16 protein-coding genes are annotated in these 17,101 nt (G+C 67.3%); 4 read left to right on the top strand and 12 right to left on the bottom strand.

What is annotated here, in order from left to right:
* Positions 1-25 precede the first annotated feature (25 nt).
* Genes galT through SK803_RS31300 form a run of 3 tightly spaced genes read right to left on the bottom strand, consistent with a single transcriptional unit; the run spans position 26 to position 3,901 of the window.
* Positions 26-1,123 (bottom strand): galactose-1-phosphate uridylyltransferase, encoded by a 1,098-nt coding sequence (galT, locus tag SK803_RS31310; RefSeq protein ID WP_319969745.1) that lies wholly within the window; start codon positions 1,121-1,123, stop codon positions 26-28.
* Positions 1,120-1,917 (bottom strand): DeoR/GlpR family DNA-binding transcription regulator, encoded by a 798-nt coding sequence (locus SK803_RS31305; protein ID WP_319969744.1) that lies wholly within the window; start codon positions 1,915-1,917, stop codon positions 1,120-1,122. Before SK803_RS31305 ends, galT begins: the two co-directional genes overlap by 4 nt.
* Before the next feature lies 1 nt (position 1,918).
* Positions 1,919-3,901: a beta-galactosidase gene (locus SK803_RS31300; protein WP_319969743.1), complete on the bottom strand. Its 1,983-nt coding sequence runs from the start codon at positions 3,899-3,901 to the stop codon at positions 1,919-1,921.
* A gap of 248 nt (positions 3,902-4,149) precedes the next feature.
* On the opposite strand from SK803_RS31300, the gene SK803_RS31295 reads away from it, so the two are divergent.
* Genes SK803_RS31295 through SK803_RS31285 form a run of 3 tightly spaced genes read left to right on the top strand, consistent with a single transcriptional unit; the run spans position 4,150 to position 7,315 of the window.
* Positions 4,150-5,463 carry an ABC transporter substrate-binding protein gene (locus tag SK803_RS31295; RefSeq protein WP_319969742.1) on the top strand — a complete coding sequence of 438 codons (1,314 nt, stop codon included), beginning with the start codon at positions 4,150-4,152 and terminating at the stop codon, positions 5,461-5,463.
* Entirely contained in the window at positions 5,460-6,416 is a 957-nt protein-coding gene (locus SK803_RS31290; RefSeq protein ID WP_319969741.1) for a carbohydrate ABC transporter permease, read from the top strand. The genes SK803_RS31295 and SK803_RS31290 overlap by 4 nt, the downstream gene beginning before the upstream one ends.
* Positions 6,413-7,315: a carbohydrate ABC transporter permease gene (locus SK803_RS31285; protein ID WP_319969740.1), complete on the top strand. Its 903-nt coding sequence runs from the start codon at positions 6,413-6,415 to the stop codon at positions 7,313-7,315. Before SK803_RS31290 ends, SK803_RS31285 begins: the two co-directional genes overlap by 4 nt.
* 488 nt (positions 7,316-7,803) lie before the next feature.
* On the opposite strand, the gene lepB is transcribed toward SK803_RS31285, so the two are convergent.
* From lepB to SK803_RS31260, 5 genes are all read right to left on the bottom strand, one after another.
* Complete coding sequence (gene lepB / locus SK803_RS31280; RefSeq protein WP_319969739.1) at positions 7,804-8,649, bottom strand: signal peptidase I; 846 nt, start codon at positions 8,647-8,649, stop codon at positions 7,804-7,806.
* Positions 8,650-8,659: 10 nt separating this feature from the next.
* Positions 8,660-10,045: a HAMP domain-containing sensor histidine kinase gene (locus SK803_RS31275; RefSeq protein WP_406601609.1), complete on the bottom strand. Its 1,386-nt coding sequence runs from the start codon at positions 10,043-10,045 to the stop codon at positions 8,660-8,662.
* Entirely contained in the window at positions 10,042-10,737 is a 696-nt protein-coding gene (locus tag SK803_RS31270) for a response regulator transcription factor (RefSeq protein WP_319969738.1), read from the bottom strand. The genes SK803_RS31275 and SK803_RS31270 overlap by 4 nt, the downstream gene beginning before the upstream one ends.
* Before the next feature lie 69 nt (positions 10,738-10,806).
* A complete protein-coding gene (locus tag SK803_RS31265) occupies positions 10,807-11,418 on the bottom strand; it encodes a trimeric intracellular cation channel family protein (RefSeq protein ID WP_319969737.1) in 612 nt (203 codons plus the stop codon).
* A gap of 184 nt (positions 11,419-11,602) precedes the next feature.
* Complete coding sequence (locus tag SK803_RS31260) at positions 11,603-12,541, bottom strand: nucleotidyltransferase domain-containing protein (protein WP_319969736.1); 939 nt, start codon at positions 12,539-12,541, stop codon at positions 11,603-11,605.
* A 174-nt stretch (positions 12,542-12,715) separates the two neighbouring features.
* On the opposite strand from SK803_RS31260, the gene SK803_RS31255 reads away from it, so the two are divergent.
* Positions 12,716-13,870, top strand: coding sequence for an RNA-guided endonuclease InsQ/TnpB family protein (locus SK803_RS31255; RefSeq protein ID WP_319969735.1), 1,155 nt, complete (start codon positions 12,716-12,718; stop codon positions 13,868-13,870).
* A gap of 89 nt (positions 13,871-13,959) precedes the next feature.
* Here the strand turns inward: SK803_RS31255 and SK803_RS31250 are convergent, their stop codons facing one another.
* Genes SK803_RS31250 through SK803_RS31235 form a run of 4 tightly spaced genes read right to left on the bottom strand, consistent with a single transcriptional unit; the run spans position 13,960 to position 17,057 of the window.
* The gene (locus SK803_RS31250) at positions 13,960-14,760 is read right to left on the bottom strand and encodes an SAM-dependent methyltransferase (RefSeq protein WP_319969734.1); all 801 of its coding nucleotides are present in this window, start codon (positions 14,758-14,760) and stop codon (positions 13,960-13,962) included.
* Positions 14,760-15,917, bottom strand: a complete 1,158-nt coding sequence (locus SK803_RS31245; protein WP_319969733.1) for a GNAT family N-acetyltransferase — start codon at positions 15,915-15,917, stop codon at positions 14,760-14,762. The genes SK803_RS31250 and SK803_RS31245 overlap by 1 nt, the downstream gene beginning before the upstream one ends.
* Before the next feature lie 10 nt (positions 15,918-15,927).
* Positions 15,928-16,743, bottom strand: coding sequence for a 3-hydroxyacyl-CoA dehydrogenase family protein (locus SK803_RS31240; protein WP_319969732.1), 816 nt, complete (start codon positions 16,741-16,743; stop codon positions 15,928-15,930).
* Entirely contained in the window at positions 16,740-17,057 is a 318-nt protein-coding gene (locus tag SK803_RS31235) for an EthD family reductase (protein ID WP_319969731.1), read from the bottom strand. The genes SK803_RS31240 and SK803_RS31235 overlap by 4 nt, the downstream gene beginning before the upstream one ends.
* Positions 17,058-17,101: the final 44 nt, after the last annotated feature.

Here is a 17,101-nt window from a genome sequence, read left to right as displayed (position 1 = left end):
GAGAACCCTTAAACCAGCCTGGGAGTCAGTTGTGCGTTCCCAGGGACGCCCGAAGACGCTCCGCGATCTGTTCCGGCGTCACGTCGTTGATCCACACGGCCTCGCCCGACTCGGAGCCGGCGAGGTACTTCAGCTTGTCCTTGGTCCTCAGCACCGAGAAGACCTGGAGGTGCAGCCAGAGCTCATCACGCCCGACGTTCACCGGCGCCTGGTGCCACGCCGCGATGTACGGCAGCGGGCGGTCGTACAGAGCGTCCAGGCGATGCAACACCTTCAGGTACAACGACGCGAAGTCATCACGCTCCACAGAGGACAGACCGGCGAGGTCCGCGACCTGACGACGTGGCGCCAGCAGGACCTCCACAGGCCAGCGCGCGGCGGCGGGCACGAAGGCCACCCAGTGCGGGGACTCTTCCACCACGCGCGCGCCCGCGCGCAGCTCGGCCTCCAGCAGGTCGCCGAACAACGGACGCCCGTGCGCCGCGTAGTACTCCAGAGCGGCTTCCAGCATCCGTTCGGTCCGCGGCGTCACGAACGGGTACGCGTAGATCTGGCCGTGCGGGTGTGACAGCGTCACACCGATTTCTTCGCCGCGGTTCTCGAACGGGAAGACCTGTTCGACCCCTGGCAACGTTGACAAGAAGGCAACCCGGTCCGCCCAGGCATCGACAACGGTCCGCACCCGCGACGCGGAAAGCTCGCCGAACGACGTGTTGTGGTCCGACGTGAAGCACACGACCTCGCAGCGCCCACGTCCCGGCGCGCGCACGAACAGCTCCTCACCATCCACAGTGGACGGCACGTCCGGCACGTTCTGCGCCAGCGAGGGGAACCGGTTCTCGAACACCACGACGTCGTAGTCGGCCTCGGGAATCTCCGTGGGCCGGCCGGGCGTCGACGGGCACAGCGGGCAGAGGTCCGCCGGCGGTTTGTAAGTGCGTGTCTGGCGATGTGCCGCCATGGCGACCCACTCGCGGGTCAACGGGTCCAGCCGGACTTCGGACATCGGCTGCGACTCGGGCAGATCCCGGGTGTCCACCGCGACTCGCGGTGGCGCCTCAGCGCTGTCGTCGAAGTAGATGATCTCCCGGCCGTCCGCCAGCTTCCCCGCGGTACGCCTCACGCCAACTCCTCGCCACTTCCTGGTACATGTGCCAACACCAACTCGCCGACCTGCTCGGTGAGGACCGCGCGTGCGTCGTCCGGCAGACCTTCGTCGGTCACCAGCACGTGTGCTTCGTCGAGGTCGGCGATCGTGGAAATGCCCACGGTGCCCCACTTCGTGTGGTCCGCGACCACGACCACGCGCCCGGCGGCGTCGACGAGCGCCCGGTCCGTTTCGCTCTCGTTGAGGTTCGGGGTGGTGAAGCCGGAACGCTCGGCCATGCCGTGCACGCCCAGGAACACCACGTCCAGGTGCAGGGATCGCAACGCCTGCACGGCGACAGGCCCGACCAACGCGTCGGACGGCGTGCGCACGCCACCGGTCAGCACGACCGTGCGATCGGTGCGCCCGCTCTGTTGCAGCACGTCCGCGACGCGGATGGAGTTCGTGACGACGGTCAGGTCCGGGATGTCGTCCAGGAAGCGCGCCAACGTCCAGGTCGTGGTGCCGGCGGACAGACCGATGGCCGTGCCGGGGCGCACGAGGTTCGCGGCCAGCGCCGCGATCGCTTCCTTCTCCGGAAGCTGCCGGACCGACTTGGCCTCGAAACCGGGCTCGTCGGTGGACCGCCCGACGACGGACGTCGCGCCGCCGTAGACCTTCTCCACCAGGCCGCGCGAAGCGAGCACGTCGAGGTCGCGGCGCACGGTCATGTCCGAGACGCCGAGCCGGACGACCAGGTCGCTCACGCGCACCGCGCCGGTCCGCCGGACTTCCTCGATGATCACCGCTTGCCGTTGACGTGCCAGCACCTCACACCTCTTCCCTGAGGACCACGACGTCCCCGGCTCGCACGGTGAGGCGTCCGGAGACCTGCTCGCCGGACAACACGTCGACACCGGACGCCTCGATCTGCGCGTCGGTGTCGGTGTGGTTGACGGCGAAGAGCCACGATACGTCGCCCTTGCGCCTCACAAGCTCAATCGGCGAACGCGACACCGCCACGCCCGCACTGGAAAGCGCGTTTTCCACCGTTCGGCCGAGACCGCCCTCGTCAAGATCACACGCCACGTACCAGGCAACACCGTTGCCGAACGCGTTGCGTGTCACCGCAGGTACGCCGGGCAACGGCCCGTCCGCATAGGAGGCAACGACCTCAGCGCCGCGCACGTGCAGGTGCTCGGTCCACAGCGAGGCCGTTGACCCGTCGGTCAACGAAACGGTTTCGTCCTGCCGCAGCGGGTGGAACTCCTCCGACCACACGCCCAGGACGTCCCGGAACGCACCGGGGTACCCGCCCAGTCGCACTCGCGTGTGCTCGTCGGCAACACCGGACAGATACGTGACAACGGCATGACCGCCGCCCGCCACGTAGTCGGCGATCACCGCGGCGTGCGCGTCGGACACCGGGTAGAAAGCCGGCACAACCACCATCGAGTACGCCGACAGGTTCCTGCCCGGCGCCACGAAGTCGACCGTCACACCGGCCTGCCACAACGCTTTGTAGTAGCCGAAGACGTGCTTGCGGTACTCGAAGTCCGCGGTCGGATGCGTGTTCTGCCGCAACGCCCAGCCGGACTGCCAGTCGAACAGGATCGCCACCGGAGCGTCCACAGTGGATCCGGCAACCTCGGACAACGCCGCGTACTCGGCTCCGACCTGACACACCTCGCGGTACACCTTCGTGTCGGTGCCCGCGTGCGGAACCATCGCCGAGTGGAAGCGCTCGCCACCACCGCGCGACTGCCGCCACTGGAAGAACAACGTGCCGTCCGCGCCGCGGGCGATGTGCTGGAACGAGTTCCGCCGCATCTCGCCCGGCAGCTTGGCGATGTTGCGTTGCTGCCAGTTCACCGCCGACGTCGACTGCTCCATCAGCAGCCACGGCTGACCGCCCGCGAGGCCGCGGGTGAGGTCCGCGGACATCGCGAGCTCGACGTGCCGATCAGGGGACTGCGCCTCGGTGTAGTGGTCGTTGGACACGAAGTCGACCTCACGGGCCCACTTCCAGTAGTCCAGCGCCTCCATCGTCCAGGTGACCATGAAGTTCGTGGTGACCGGCACGTCCGGCGTGATCATCCGCAGCACGTCGCGCTCGGCCTTGTACTGCTCCAGCAACGCCTCGTCGCTGAACCGGTCGAAGTCGAGCACCTGCCCCGGATTCGCGAACGTGGGCGTGGCGCGCGGAGGCAGGATCTGCGAGAAGTCCGTGTAGCCCTGGCTCCAGAACGCGGTCGACCACGCGTCGTTGAGCTGGTCGAGCGTGTAGCGGGCGGACAGCCACTCGCGGAACGACTCGGCGCACGTGTCGCAGTAGCAGCGCGACACGTGGCATCCGTACTCGTTGCCGACGTGCCACGCGGCGAGCGCCGGGTGGTCGCGGTAGTGCGTGGCCATCTCGGCCGCGAGCGCAGTCGCGCGGTCGCGGTAGATCGGCGACGACGGGCAGTAAGCCTGCCTTGAGCCGTGTGAGAGCCGCACACCGTCCGCGCGGACGGGCAGCATCTCGGGGTACTGGGCGGTCAACCACGGCGGCGGCGCGGCGGTCGCGGTCGCGAGGTCGGCCCGGATGCCACCGGCGTGCAGCAGGTCGAGCACCCGGTCGAGCCAGTCGAACCGGTACTCACCCGAGCTGGCCTCGATCTTCGCCCAGCTGAAGATCCCCACGCTGACCATGTTCACGCCGGCCCGCCGCATGAGCTCGACGTCCTCGGCCCAGACGTGCTCAGGCCACTGTTCGGGGTTGTAGTCCGCACCCCAGGCGAGCCCCTGCACACCCGTCGGCCATGTCGTCACGGCGGCAAGCGTGGCCGACAACAACCCCCAACGTCAACACAAGCAAACACAACTTCACGTTTAGGTCTGTTCGGCGGTTGACCGGGACTTGGACCGGGAAAGCGCCCAAACGGTGGCATCCACCGGCTGTGCACGGGTTTAACAGCTGCGTAACGAGACTTGACAGGATGTATGACTGGGACCACATTGTGCGCAACTTTGTTTGAGTCCTGTTCGGTTCGCACGAGCGAGTGTCACCTGTAGGAGCGATGATGGTTCGGTACACGCCTGGTTCCTCTCCGTTACCTCACCTCGACCGGCGGACCCTGTTGCGGATCATGCTGGCCGGCGCGGGTGTGGCCGCGACCGGTGGTCTCGCGGCGTGCGGCAGCGGTGGCTCGAGCTCGGGCACCGAGTCCAAGCTGGTCACGTTCGGCAACAACCTGTCCGACCAGGTGCCGAAGGACGCGATCACGGCCGCCGTGAAGGCGTTCGAGGCGAACTCGGGCGGGCTGACGGTCACGATCAACACCAAGCAGCACGAGCAGTACCAGGAGCAGATCAACAACTACCTGCAGGGCAAGCCGGACGACGTGCTCGCCTGGTTCGCGGGTTACCGCATGCGGTTCTTCGCCGACCAGGGCCTCACCGGCGACCTGACCGACCTGTGGGGCAAGATCGGCGGCAACTACTCCGACGCGCTCAAGCAGGCGTCCACGGGCTCGGACAAGAAGCAGTACTTCGTGCCGTTCACCCAGTACCCGTGGGGCATGTTCTACCGCAAGAGCGTGTGGCAGGAGCGCGGCTACGCGATCCCGAAGACGCTCGACGAGCTCGTCGCGCTCGCGACGAAGATGAAGGCCGACGGCCTGATCCCGATCGCCTTCGCGCAGAAGCAGGGCTGGCCCGGCATGGGCACGTTCGACCAGCTGAACTTCCGCATCAACGGCTACCAGTTCCACGTCGACCTGCTGGCGGGCAAGGAGAACTGGCAGGACAAGAAGGTCAAGGACGTCTTCGACACCTGGAAGCGGCTGCTGCCGTTCCACCAGGAGAACGCGCTCGGCCGCGAGTGGCAGGAAGCCGCGCAGACGTTGCAGCAGAAGAAGTCCGGCATGTACCTGCTGGGCGCGTTCGTGGGTCAGCAGTTCCCGGACGCGGAGAAGGACGACCTCGACTTCTTCCCGTTCCCGGAGATCAACCCCGAGCACGGCACGGACACGGTCGAGGCGCCGATCGACGGTTACATGATGGCGAAGAAGCCCGCCAACCCCGAAGGCGCGATCAAGCTGCTGGAGTACCTGGCCAGCCCCGAGCCGCAGCTCGCCTACCTCAAGGCCGACCCGACCGCGGTCGCGACCAACCAGAAGGCGGACACCTCCGGCTACAACAGCCTGCAGAAGAAGGCGGCCGAGGTCATCAAGAACGCCAAGCACATCACGCAGTTCCTCGACCGCGACACCGACCCCGGTTTCGCGAGCGAGGCGGCGACGAACGGCCTCATCGCGTTCATCAAGAACCCCGACGACATCGACTCCGTGCTCAAGGGCATGGCTGATCAGGCGAAGAACATCTTCAAGTGACCGCATTGCAGGAGAAGCCGAAGGCGGTGGCCCCCATCGGGCCGCCGCCTCGTCGGCGTGGAAAACGTGCCACCGCCCTCGCCGGCACGGACAAGCTCGTGCTGGCGCTCATGCTCGGCATTCCCACGATCGTGCACGTGTTGTTCGTGTGGATCCCGACGCTGGGCTCGGTCGCGTTGTCGTTCAGCAGGTGGAACGGCATCGGCGGCTTCGAGGACATCGAGTGGATCGGTGTCGGGAACTACGTCGAGATCTTCACCGAGTACCCGCGGTTCTGGCCGGCGGTGCAGCACAACCTGATCTGGCTGGCGTTCCTGCTCATCGTGCCCACGGCGGCGGGTCTGCTGCTCGCCGTGCTGCTCGACCGCGAGATCAGGTTCAGCCGGATCTACCAGAGCGCGCTGTACATGCCGATGGTGCTGTCGCTCGCGCTGGTCGGCTTCATCTGGCAGCTGATCTACACGCCGGACGGCGGCCTGCTGAACTCGGTGCTGGGCCTCAACGACAACCCGGTCGACTGGATCGGCGACTCGGACATCAACCTCTACGCCGTGCTCATCGCGGCGGCGTGGCGGCACACCGGCTACATCATGCTGCTGTACTTGGCGGGCCTGAAGTCGGTCGACCCGGCGCTGAAGGAAGCGGCGGCACTGGACGGCGCCTCGGCGACGCAGACGTTCTTCCGCGTCACCTTCCCGGTCATGAAGCCGGTCAACATCGTGGTGGCCGTCGTGACGGTGATCGAGGCGCTGCGCGCGTTCGACATCGTGTACGTCATCAACAAGGGGCGCAACGGTTTGGAGCTGTTGTCGGTGCTGGTGACCGACAACATCATCGGTGAGGCTTCGCGCATCGGCCGCGGCTCCGCGGTCGCGGTGATCCTGCTGACGATCTCGCTCGGCGTCATCATTCCGTACCTGTACCAGGTGTTCAGCAAGGAGAACCGGACGTGACGGCCACGCTGGAACGGCCTACGGTGCCGGCCGAGAAGAAGCGGACGGTGACCCCGGCGCGGGTCGCCCTGCACACCTTCCTGATCCTGACGTGCCTCATGACGCTGGCGCCCCTGCTGTGGGCGGTCTACGCATCGCTGCGCACGTACGAGGACACGTCGATCAACGGCTACTTCTCCGTCGCGAAGTCACTGACGCTCGAGAACTTCGCGAAGGCGTGGGAAGTCGGCCAGCTGCCGCACTTCTACTGGAACACGTTCCTCATCACGGTCCCGGCCCTGATCATCACCCTGCTGCTCAGCTCGATGATCGCGTTCGGCGTGTCCCGGTTCAGCTTCAAGTTCAACCTCCTGCTGCTCATGGTCTTCACCGCGGGCAACCTGTTGCCGCAGCAGGTGATCGTGACGCCGTTGTGGCGGCTGTACCGGTTGATCGAGGTCCCGGAGTGGATCAGCGCGAGCGGGTCGCTGATCGACTCACCGATCGGCGTCGTGCTCATCCACATCGCCTTCCAGTCCGGCTTCTGCACGTTCGTGCTGTCGAACTACATGAAGACGATCCCGTACGAGCTGACCGAGGCCGCCCGCGTGGACGGCGCGTCGGTGCTGCGGCAGTACTGGCAGCTGACGTTGCCGCTGTGCCGCCCGGTGCTGGCCGCGCTGGCCACTTTGGAGTTCACCTGGATCTACAACGACTTCCTGTGGGCGTTGGTGCTGATCCAGGACGGCGACAAGATGCCGGTCACCTCGGCGTTGCAGAACCTCAAGGGCACGTTCTTCACCGACAACAACCTGATCGCGGCGGGATCGCTGCTCGTCGCGCTGCCCACGCTGGTCGTGTTCTTCGTGCTGCAGCGGCACTTCGTCGGCGGACTCACGCTGGGCGCCACGAAGGGCTGACCCTCGCCACCTCACGTGAAGCGCCCCCGAGCCGGCCGGTCGGGGGCGCTTTCGTTGGCGCGTGGACCGATGACGGCCGTGGTCACGTGTCGCGGCTGACGCCGCGATGCGATTGGGGCTTGACTTCGGGGCCCTTTCGAGGCACTCATCGGCCTTCAAAAGCCGGGCATGAGGAGCCCGGCCGATCCGAACACGGTAGCGCCTCGAACCCAAAGTCAAGCCCCAATCGCGCGGTGGTCACCTTGGGGCCGCCGCCCATCGCGGCATTGAAAAGACGGCTCGCTTCGCATCGCCACGCCCGCCCAATCGCACGGCCTCGGGCGCACCCATCGCGGCATCGCCCCCGCCCAAGCGCGTTGCCACGAACAACGAAGGGGCGAAGGGCGGCATCACCCCTGCCCCGAGCGCGTTGCCGGAACGCGAAAGGGGCGAGGTGCCGATTTCCCGGCCCCTCGCCCCCTCACGAGTCTGCGTCTGACTTGCGGCGGCTACTTGCCGCCGGTCTGCGGGTTGTAGTCCGAGATCGAACCCCAACGCCCCACCGGGATCACGATCACGCGAGCCTTGCCCACGACGTTCTCGACCGGGATCGCACCATCGGCCGGCGTCGGGTCGCCGTGCTTGCGCGAGTCCGCCGAGTTGTTGCGGTTGTCGCCCATCACCCACAGCTTGCCCGCGGGGACGGTGACCTTCTCGAACGAGTCCTGCTGGCGCGGGCCGCCGCCGAAGTTCAGGTACGGCTCGTCCAGCGGCTTGCCGTCCACGAGCACGCGGCCCTGGTCGTCGCAGCACTCGACGGTCTGGCCGCCGACGGCGATGACGCGCTTGATGAAGTCCGTGCCGCTGGGCTCCGACAGGTTCACCATGGAACCGAGGTCCTGCAGCGTGCCGACGAAGAAGTCCGGGGGCTCCTTGCCGCCCGTCCAGTTCGGCGGGCCGCGGAACACGACGACGTCGCCGGGGCGCGGGTCGGCGAACAGGTACGTGATCTTCTCGACCAGCACCTTGTCGTTCACGCAGCCCGTGCAGCCGTGCAGCGTCGTCTCCATCGAGGCCGACGGGATGACGAACACGCGCGCGACGAACGTCTGGATGACGACGGTCAGCAGCAGCGCCACGCTGAAGATGACCAGCAGCTCTTTCCAGAAGGGCTGCTTCTTCTTCGCCTTCTTCTTGGAGAACCTGGGTGCCGGGTCTTCGTCCTCGTACGAGGAGCCGTAGGACGAAGCGGGCGTAGAGGACGTCGAGAAACGCGACGTGGGCTCAGGGCCGTCCCCGGAGGGAGGCGTCGTCTCCCAGGTCGACGAAGAATCGTCGTTCACGCGATGACTCACACGCCCCACCTTACGGACGTCCGGGTAGGCGCAACGTGAACAGGGCACCACCTTCGGGAGCTCTGCCCGCCGTGGCCGTGCCGCCGTGCCGTTGTGCCACCTGCTTCACGATGGCGAGTCCCAGGCCGGAACCCGGCAGGGTCCTCGCCTCGGACGATCGGTAGAACCGCTCGAAAACGTGAGGTAGATCGGCATCCGCGATACCTGGGCCCGCGTCCGCCACCTCCACCACGGCGCTGCCGTCGCCCACCTGACGGAGGTGCAGCCGCACCGCTGAGCCCGAGGGGCTGAACTTCACCGCGTTGTCGAGAAGGTTCAGCACCGCGCGCTCGAGAGCACTTGAATCACCCAGAAGTGTCCACGGTTGCATCTGCACGTCGAACGTGACGTTCGACGCCCGTCGGCGCGCGCGGTCCAGGGACCGTTCTACCACCTCGTGCAGGTCGACGGGTTCGTGCACGACCTGAGGTGCGTCCTCACGGGCCAGTTCGACCAGGTCACCGATCAGCGTGGTCAGTTCGTCGAGCTGGGCGCGCACGTCCGACTGGATCTCCCGCTTGTCCTCTTCGGACAGAGTGGGCGAATTCGGACGTTCCGAGGCGAGCAGCAACTCCAGGTTGGTGCGCATCGACGTCAACGGTGTGCGCAGCTCGTGGCCCGCGTCGGCGACCAGGCGGCGTTGTCGTTCCTGCGACTCCGCGACCGCTCCGAGCATGGCGTTGAAGCTGTGCGTCAACCGGGCCAGCTCGTCGTCGCCCGACACCGGTATCGGTGTCAGGTCACCCGTGTTCGCGACACGTTCGGTGGCCTCTGTCAGCCGTTGCACCGGACGCAGACCCGTGCGCGCGACAGCCGTGCCCGCGATGGCCGCGAGCAGCACGCCGGCACCGCCGATGAGCAGCAGAACCACGCTGAGCTTGGCCAAGGTCGTCCGTTGCGGCGACATCGACTGGGCGATGATCACCGCCTGGCCGGGCGCGTACTTGACGGCGATCACCCGCGACTCGGTCTTGTGGTCGGTCCACAGGTAGTCGGGGCGCTCGCCCTGCGCGACGTCCCAGGCCTCGTCGACGGTCGGCGGCCGGTCGGACCCCTTCGGGAAGAGGATCTGCCCGGTGTTCGCCTGCAGCAGGCCCATCTTCACGTCACCGGCCGCGAGGAACGCCGCCGGGAAGTTCTCGACCTCGTCCGGAGTGGTCACCTTGCCGCCGGTCGCCACCGTGGCGGCGCGCGAACGCAGGCTCTCGTCCAGCGCGTCGTACACGCTCTTGCGAACGATCATGTACGCGCCGAACGACACCAACGCGACGGCTCCGGCTACGCAGAAGGCCGCGAGCCAGGTGACCCGAGCCCGCAGCGACGCCTTCTGCAGCCGCCCCTGGGGTTCGAAGATCACGGAGGCGTCTCCCGCAGGACGTAGCCCACCCCCCGCACCGTGTGGATCAGCCTCGGCTCGCCATCCAGCTCCGTCTTGCGGCGCAGGTAGCCGACGTAGACCTCGAGTGCGTTGCCCGAGGTCGGGAAGTCGTATCCCCACACGTCCTCCAGAATGCGGCTGCGAGTCAGCACCTGGCGCGGGTGCGCCAGCAGGAGCTCGAGCAGCGCGAACTCGGTGCGGGTGAGGCTGATGGCGCGTTCGCCGCGGCGGACGTCCCTGGTGGACGGGTCCAGCTCCAGGTCGGCGAACTTGAGCACGGCGGCGGACTGCTGGGCGGCGTCGTCGTCGTGGGCGGCACGGCGCAGCAGAGCGCGCAGCCTGGCCAGCAACTCTTCCAGCGCGAACGGCTTGGGGAGGTAGTCGTCGGCACCGGCGTCCAGCCCGGACACCCGGTCGCTCACGGCGTCACGCGCGGTGAGCACGAGGATCGGCAGGTCGTCACCGGTGCTGCGCAACCTGCGGCACACCTCGAGACCGTCCAGCCGCGGCATCATCACGTCGAGCACCATGGCGTCCGGCCTGGCGGCAGTCACCGACTCCAGGGCCTGCATGCCGTCGCCGGCAGTCTCGACCTGGTAGCCGTTGAACTGGAGCGAGCGGCGGAGTGACTCCCTGACCGCCCGGTCGTCATCGACAACGAGGATGCGCATGGGGGCAGTCTTGCCGAGGGATCTGAGAGCCGCCTGAGAAGGGCCCTAACTGCGGGTGTGAGTTCGGCGTTAGCCCTCGAGGCCACGCGCGACAGGCGCGTTCCACTTCCGCCAGAGGGCAATAAGCCTGATGGTGATGATTATTGACGCACCAGTCAGCGCGACCAGGCCTTTCGGCAACCTGGCCCACTCACCCACCGCCACGACCACCGCACCGGCGAGCGCGGCAACGGCGTAGATCTCTCTCCTCAGGACCAACGGGATCTCTCGGAGGAGGAGATCGCGGAGCGCGCCACCACCGATACCCGTCGTCATCCCGATCAGGCACGCCGCGTAAGGCGTCGCACCGAGAGCCAGCGCGGTGGTGGTGCCCGACGTGACGAACAGACCCAGCCCCACGGCGTCCAGCAGCAACACCGAGCGACGCAGCTTGGCGACCTGCGGGTGGAACCAGAAGACGATCAGCCCCGTGCCGCCGGCGACCAGCAGGTACGGCCAGTTCCGCAGGCTGGTCGGCGGGTGCACGCCCAGCAGCACGTCGCGGATGATGCCGCCGCCCAACGCCGTGGTGAGCGCCAGGATCGTCACCCCGAACACGTCGAGGCGAGCACGGACCGCGGCCACCGCCCCGGAGGCGGCGAACACGGCGATCCCGATCAGCTCCAGGACGATGAGCAGCACGAACGGAGAGAATAGTGCCGTGACCGCCAACCTTTGCCCCGTATTTCGTCGTTCAGACGGGTGCATCGTGGTGCCGGCCCCGCGTCCCCATATCGGTCATATGGGGGCGCGGGGCCGGTGCCGCGAGGTGCCCTGCTGAGCGCCGGAAGACGCGGTGAAGGTTGGCGGTCACGGCACTACCTGGTCAGCGCGGTGGCGCTGCCCGGCGGTAACCGGCCTCCAGCCGCCCGCCCGCGGACGCCAGAACGTGCTCCACGACCGCGATGAACCGCTCAGCGCCCTCGCCCCGCACCAGCGCGCGGTAGGAGTCCACGAGCTCGTCCTCCTTGGCGTCGCGCAGCCGCCGCAACAACCACTTGCCGTGCCCGAGCCACCGGTTCTCCACGACCAGCGCCAGCTCTCCCACGCAGGTCAGCAGCCGTGCCGCGACGAACAACCGCTCGTCCTCGTCCCGTGCCCCGATGAGGTCTTCGAGCAGGTCGGTGGTCCCGTACCGGCGGTCTTCCAGCTCGGTGACGTTCGCGAGTGGAGGGCCGGCGTCCAGCAGAGCGCGCGCCTCAGCCCTCATGCGTGCACCCGTGCCGTCCGCGTCGAGCATGAGGAACCCCTCCGCGCACATGTGCAGCAACGGAGGTCGCCGGTCCTTTGTGTCACGCACGACGAAGTCCTGAAACGACTCGATCGTGTGGCAGAACAGCTCGACCGGCCAGCCGCGGTGCTCCAGCGTCTCGCGGAACGCGTGGGCCAGGTCGTCGACGATCACGACCATGTCCAGGTCCGAGTTCGCCGTGTACGTGCCGGCGGCCACGCTGCCGCCGAGGAACGCCGCCGTCGCCAGCGGGAACCGGACGTCCAGCAGGTCACGGGCGACCTGCACCGGGTCCTTGTCCCAGTCCAGCTGGTATCCGGTGACGTAGTAGTCCTGCTCGGGGTCCAGCGCGCCGAGCACCTGTTCGACGCGCGGCCGGATCTCTCCGCCGACCTCGTGCATGTCGACGAGCCACGGGTTGTCCTCGGCGTCGAAGAGCGGCCGGATCGCCAGGAACTGCGCACGGGAGACCTCCCGCACGCTGACCGGTGGGCCGCTGCGCCGCTTCGCATAGCCCTTCAGGCGCCAACCCATGTTGTCGCCGTAGGCATGCCTTACCTCGTCCTGGTCCCCAACCACACGTTCATTCTTACGTGGCGAGGCGGTCCGGACGAATTCGCCAAGCTGTCGCAGGAAGACTGAAAGTCGGGATCTGACGTGTCCAAATCCGGACACCGCCTCGAACGGGCGTTCGGTAAAGTTGCGCGGATGAGGCTCGTCGTGCAGGTCAAGCTGCTGCCGACTGCCGAGCAGGCGGCAGCGTTGCGGTCGACTCTGCACGCGTGCAATGACGCTGCCGCCGACGTGTCGCGAGTGGCGTTCGAGACGGGCGTGTTTCGTGAGTACGCGCTGCGCAAGCCCACATACCTCGCGTTGAAAGCGCGCGGCTTGGGCGCGCAGGCCGCCCAGCACGTGATCAAGAAAGTCGCGGATGCCTACGCCACGTTGCAGGCCACCATCCGGAGCGGCAACCTCGGCCCGATGGGCGCCAAGCGTCGGGTGAAAGCGGAGTCGAAACCGATCGGGTTCCGGTACGACGCGGCGCAGCCGTTCGATGATCGCTGCTTGTCATGGCAACACGACGTGGGCACTGTGTCGATCTGGACCGTTGCGGGCCGGATGAAGAACCTGAGGTTCACAGGTTCGGCAAATCAGCTCACGACGTTGCGTACGCATCGGTGTGGCGAGTCTGACCTGGTGCACCGGAACGGCAAGTGGTTCCTCATCGCTACTTGCGATATCAGCGAGAAACCCGAGATCGAGCCCGTCGACTGGATCGGCGTCGATCGGGGCATCGTGAACGTGGCGACCACCAGCGACCTGGACAACTTCCAAGGGCGTCGCCTGCAGCGCTATCGGCGATGGCATGCTCGAATACGAGCCGAACTGCAGGCAAAGCGGACAAAGTCGTCACGGCGCCGGTTGAAGCGCCGCTCCAAACGTGAGGCCCGGCATGCGGCACAAGTGAACCATCGAGTCGCCAAGCAGGTTGTGGCTGTTGCCGAACGCACCGGTCGCGGTATCGCCCTCGAAGACTTGGGCGGTATCCGTGACCGGGTCACGGTTTCCCGGCACCAGCGAGCCACACTCACCACCTGGCCGTTCCACCAACTCGAACAACATATTCGCTACAAGGCGAAACGCGTCGGTGTACCAGTGCTGCTCATCGATGCGCACTACACAAGCCAGATGTGCCCGCGGTGCCGGCACACCGAACGCAGGAACCGTCCTACCAGAGATCAATTCTGCTGTCGCCGGTGCGGTCTTGCTGGACCCGCCGACGTCGTCGCCGCCGTGAACGTCCGAAACCGGGCACGGTCGGTGTGGGTACACGTCAACGTGCCCGATCCGAAAGCTGTGTGAACAGCCATCGGTAGATGCGGCCCGCACACGCGCAGCCAGCCGTGGACGAGGAACGCAAACAACGCTCCAGAAGATTGGACTCAGTTTTTTCAGAGCGGAGTAGTTGACACGCGCGCGACGGCCAGCAAATAGCCCAACGAAGGTTGTATCGCCAACGGTGACAGGATCCGGTCGAGATACTGCCGTGCCTCATCTCCATGCGCCGCAACGAGAGCGTCGTAGTGCCGCCGGGCACCGTCCTGCATGCGCGGCACGGTCTTGCGGGTCTCGGTGCTCAGGTCCAGCAGCTCGACGACGCGCAAACCGGCCGACGCCAACAACTTCGGGTAGCCGCCGAACGTCGGCAGCTCCTCGATGTCGTAAGTGGTCAGGATCGGTTCCAGCTCGTCCAGCAGACTCTGCGGCACCGGCCTGCGTTGCACGAAGTCCGACACCACCACAACGCCCGGCCGCTTGACCACCCGCGCCAGCTCCCGCAGGACGCTGACCCTGTCCCCCAAGTGCGGCAACGTTTCCACGGCCCACGCCGCGTCGAACGTGTCGTCGGCGAACGGCAGCGCGTGCGGATCACCGTGCACGAAGCGGACCTGGTCGTCGACGAACAGGGCCTCGGCGCGGGTGTTGGCGCGTTCGACGTGTTCGACGCAGGGTGACACCGACACGATGTCCGCGTGCGAGGCCTCGGCCAGCCGGAACGCGGACGTGCCGACGCGGCGGCCCAGGTCGAGCACGCGCCAGCCGTGGCGGGCGCCGAGCTTGTCGATGTGCAGGGCCGTCATGCGTTCGGCGGCGACGCGGTTGGGAGATTCGTCCTCGACGGAGGTCCAGAGACCGAAGTGCAGGTTGTGGTCCCAGATCGTGCGCATGACCTCGTGGTAGACGTCGGTCATCAGAAGAAGTCCGCCAGCCTGGGGACGCCGGACGCGCCGACGAGCTGGTCCAGCACCACCGCGTCCGCCGGGTCGCCTTCCAGCAAACCGGCGCGCCGCAAGGCATGCGTGTTCTGTGCGCCGGAGAACCACGGACCGAGCGCCCGTGCGTGCATCCGCACCGCACCGGTACCGCCGGGCTCTACACGCACGACGCCGTCCTCGGCGACGATCCGCTGAAGGCCCGCGTGCCACGGCGCGTGGTCGTCGACGATCTCCAGGTCCACGGCGGCGTTCGCCAGGCGCGGCCAGCCTCTGGCGGCCACCGCGGCGGGCAGGTCGACGACGCGCAGCATCCAGGTGGAGGTCCACACCGAGTAGCGCAGCGGGGTGGCGCCGAGGAAGTTCAGCGTCGCCGGGTCGGTGATCCGCAGGTCGATCGCTTCGAGCGTGCCCGCCCAGGACGCCAGCGAGGCGAGGAGGTTCAGCTGGGCCTCGACGTCGACGCCGATGAGGTCGTGGACCTTGAGCCGGCCCATGTCCCCGCCGGGCTCGCGTTGCGCCGTCAGGTACCCGCGCAGGCCGTTCGGGCCGGGCAGCACGCTCACCAGGTCCATCTCGAGCACCTTGTCGAGGTCGATCCTCGGCGGGCGGCGGTCGGCCATGCCGTCGATCGTCCGCGCCACCTCGAGATAGCAGTCGTGCAGCGCGGTGAGATCGCTCCCATCCGCCGGGCGCGAAGGTATCAGCTCGGTGGGCCGCTGCGCTGAGAGCAACCTGTCCATCGGCACCTCGACCTGTTCGAGCAGGCCGGCGCGTTCCCATCCCCTTCCCCGGTACAGGGTCGGAACGGTCGCGTAGAGGACCGACAGGGGCTGACCGTGTTCCCGCATGATGGGCAGGGCGGCGTCGAGCAGCGCGCCGGCGACGCCACGGCCTCGCGTGGCTCCGTCGACGGCGACGCCGCCGATCCCGCCCATCGGGACCGCGGCGCCGCCGTAGAACTGCGCGTACTCACCGATGCCGAGCACGCCGGCGACCCGTCCGCCGAGCTCCGCGACCAGTCCGCGCGAACCCGGCTTCACCAGCCGTTCCGGCCGCTCGGTCGAGTTGAACGCGAGCCTGCGGAGCCGGAACACCGCGTCGAGGTCGTCCTCGGTGTACTCCCTGATGTGCACGGACAACTATCTACCAGGAAAAGAAGCCCTGACCTGTCTTCTTTCCCAGCTCATTGCGTTCGACCTTGTCCCGCAACAACTGCGGGGGATCGAACCGGGAACCCAGTTGCGCGGCCAGGTGCTCGGCGATCGCCAGCCGGACGTCGAGTCCGACCAGGTCGGTGAGCTCCAGCGGGCCCATCGGCCAGCGGTAACCCAGCTTCATGCCGGTGTCGATGTCCGCGGCGGAGGCGACGCCTTCCTCCAGCATGCGAATCGCTTCCATGCCAACGGCGACGCCCAGCCGAGACGTGGCGAAGCCCGGCGAGTCGCGCACTTCGATGACGGTTTTACCCATTTGTTCGGCCCAGGTTCGCGCCTTGGTCACGTTCGCGGGGTCGACACCCTCGTGGTGCACGAGCTCGACGAGCTGCTGCACCGGGACGGGGTTGAAGAAGTGCATGCCCAGCACGCGTTCGCCGGGCAGCCCGGCGGCGATCTCCGCGATCGACAGCGACGACGTGTTGGACGCGAGGATCGCCCGCGGGCACCGTTCGGCCGCGAAACCGAGCACCTTCTGCTTCAGCGGCACGTTCTCCGGCACGGCCTCGACCACGAGCTCCGCGTCCGCGGGCAGCTCACCGGTGCTGAGGTTCGCGAACGCCGCTTCCGCGTCGGCGAGCTTGCCCTTCTCCCGCGCCTTGTCGAGCGAGCGCTTGACGGCGAGCCTGCCCTGTTCGACGCGCTCGGCGTCGGCTTCCGACAGCGTGACCTCGTGACCGTGCGCGAGCAGGACGTGGACGATGCCCGCGCCCATCGTGCCGCCGCCGATGACGACAGCCTTCACGACACGACCTCGGCGCTGAACATCGCGACCAGCTCCATCCCACCGATCTCGGCGAGGTTCGCGCCGGACGTGGCCCACTCCGGCGTCTGGATGGCCGCCTTGAACGACTCCTCGGAGTCGAAGTACATCTCCGCGATCAGGTGCGGCTCGGTCTCACCCAGGAACCCGGCCAGGAACACCCGCTGCACCTTGGCGACCTCGGCGCGCACGAGTCCCGGCACCGAGCCGACGATCGGCAGGTGCGTTTCGAAGTACTTCTGGTCGAAGCCCTCGGGGTCCGCGGGCTTCTTGTACAGCGCGATGTACTTGATCATGTGACACCGTCCTCCTCGACTCGCCGAGCACTGTAACGCCCGGA

The sequence above is a fragment of the Lentzea miocenica genome, from assembly GCF_033949945.1.
Classification (GTDB): domain Bacteria; phylum Actinomycetota; class Actinomycetes; order Mycobacteriales; family Pseudonocardiaceae; genus Lentzea; species Lentzea miocenica.
Note: the sequence above shows the minus strand (reverse complement) of the source record. Positions and strands in the feature narration are given on the sequence as shown.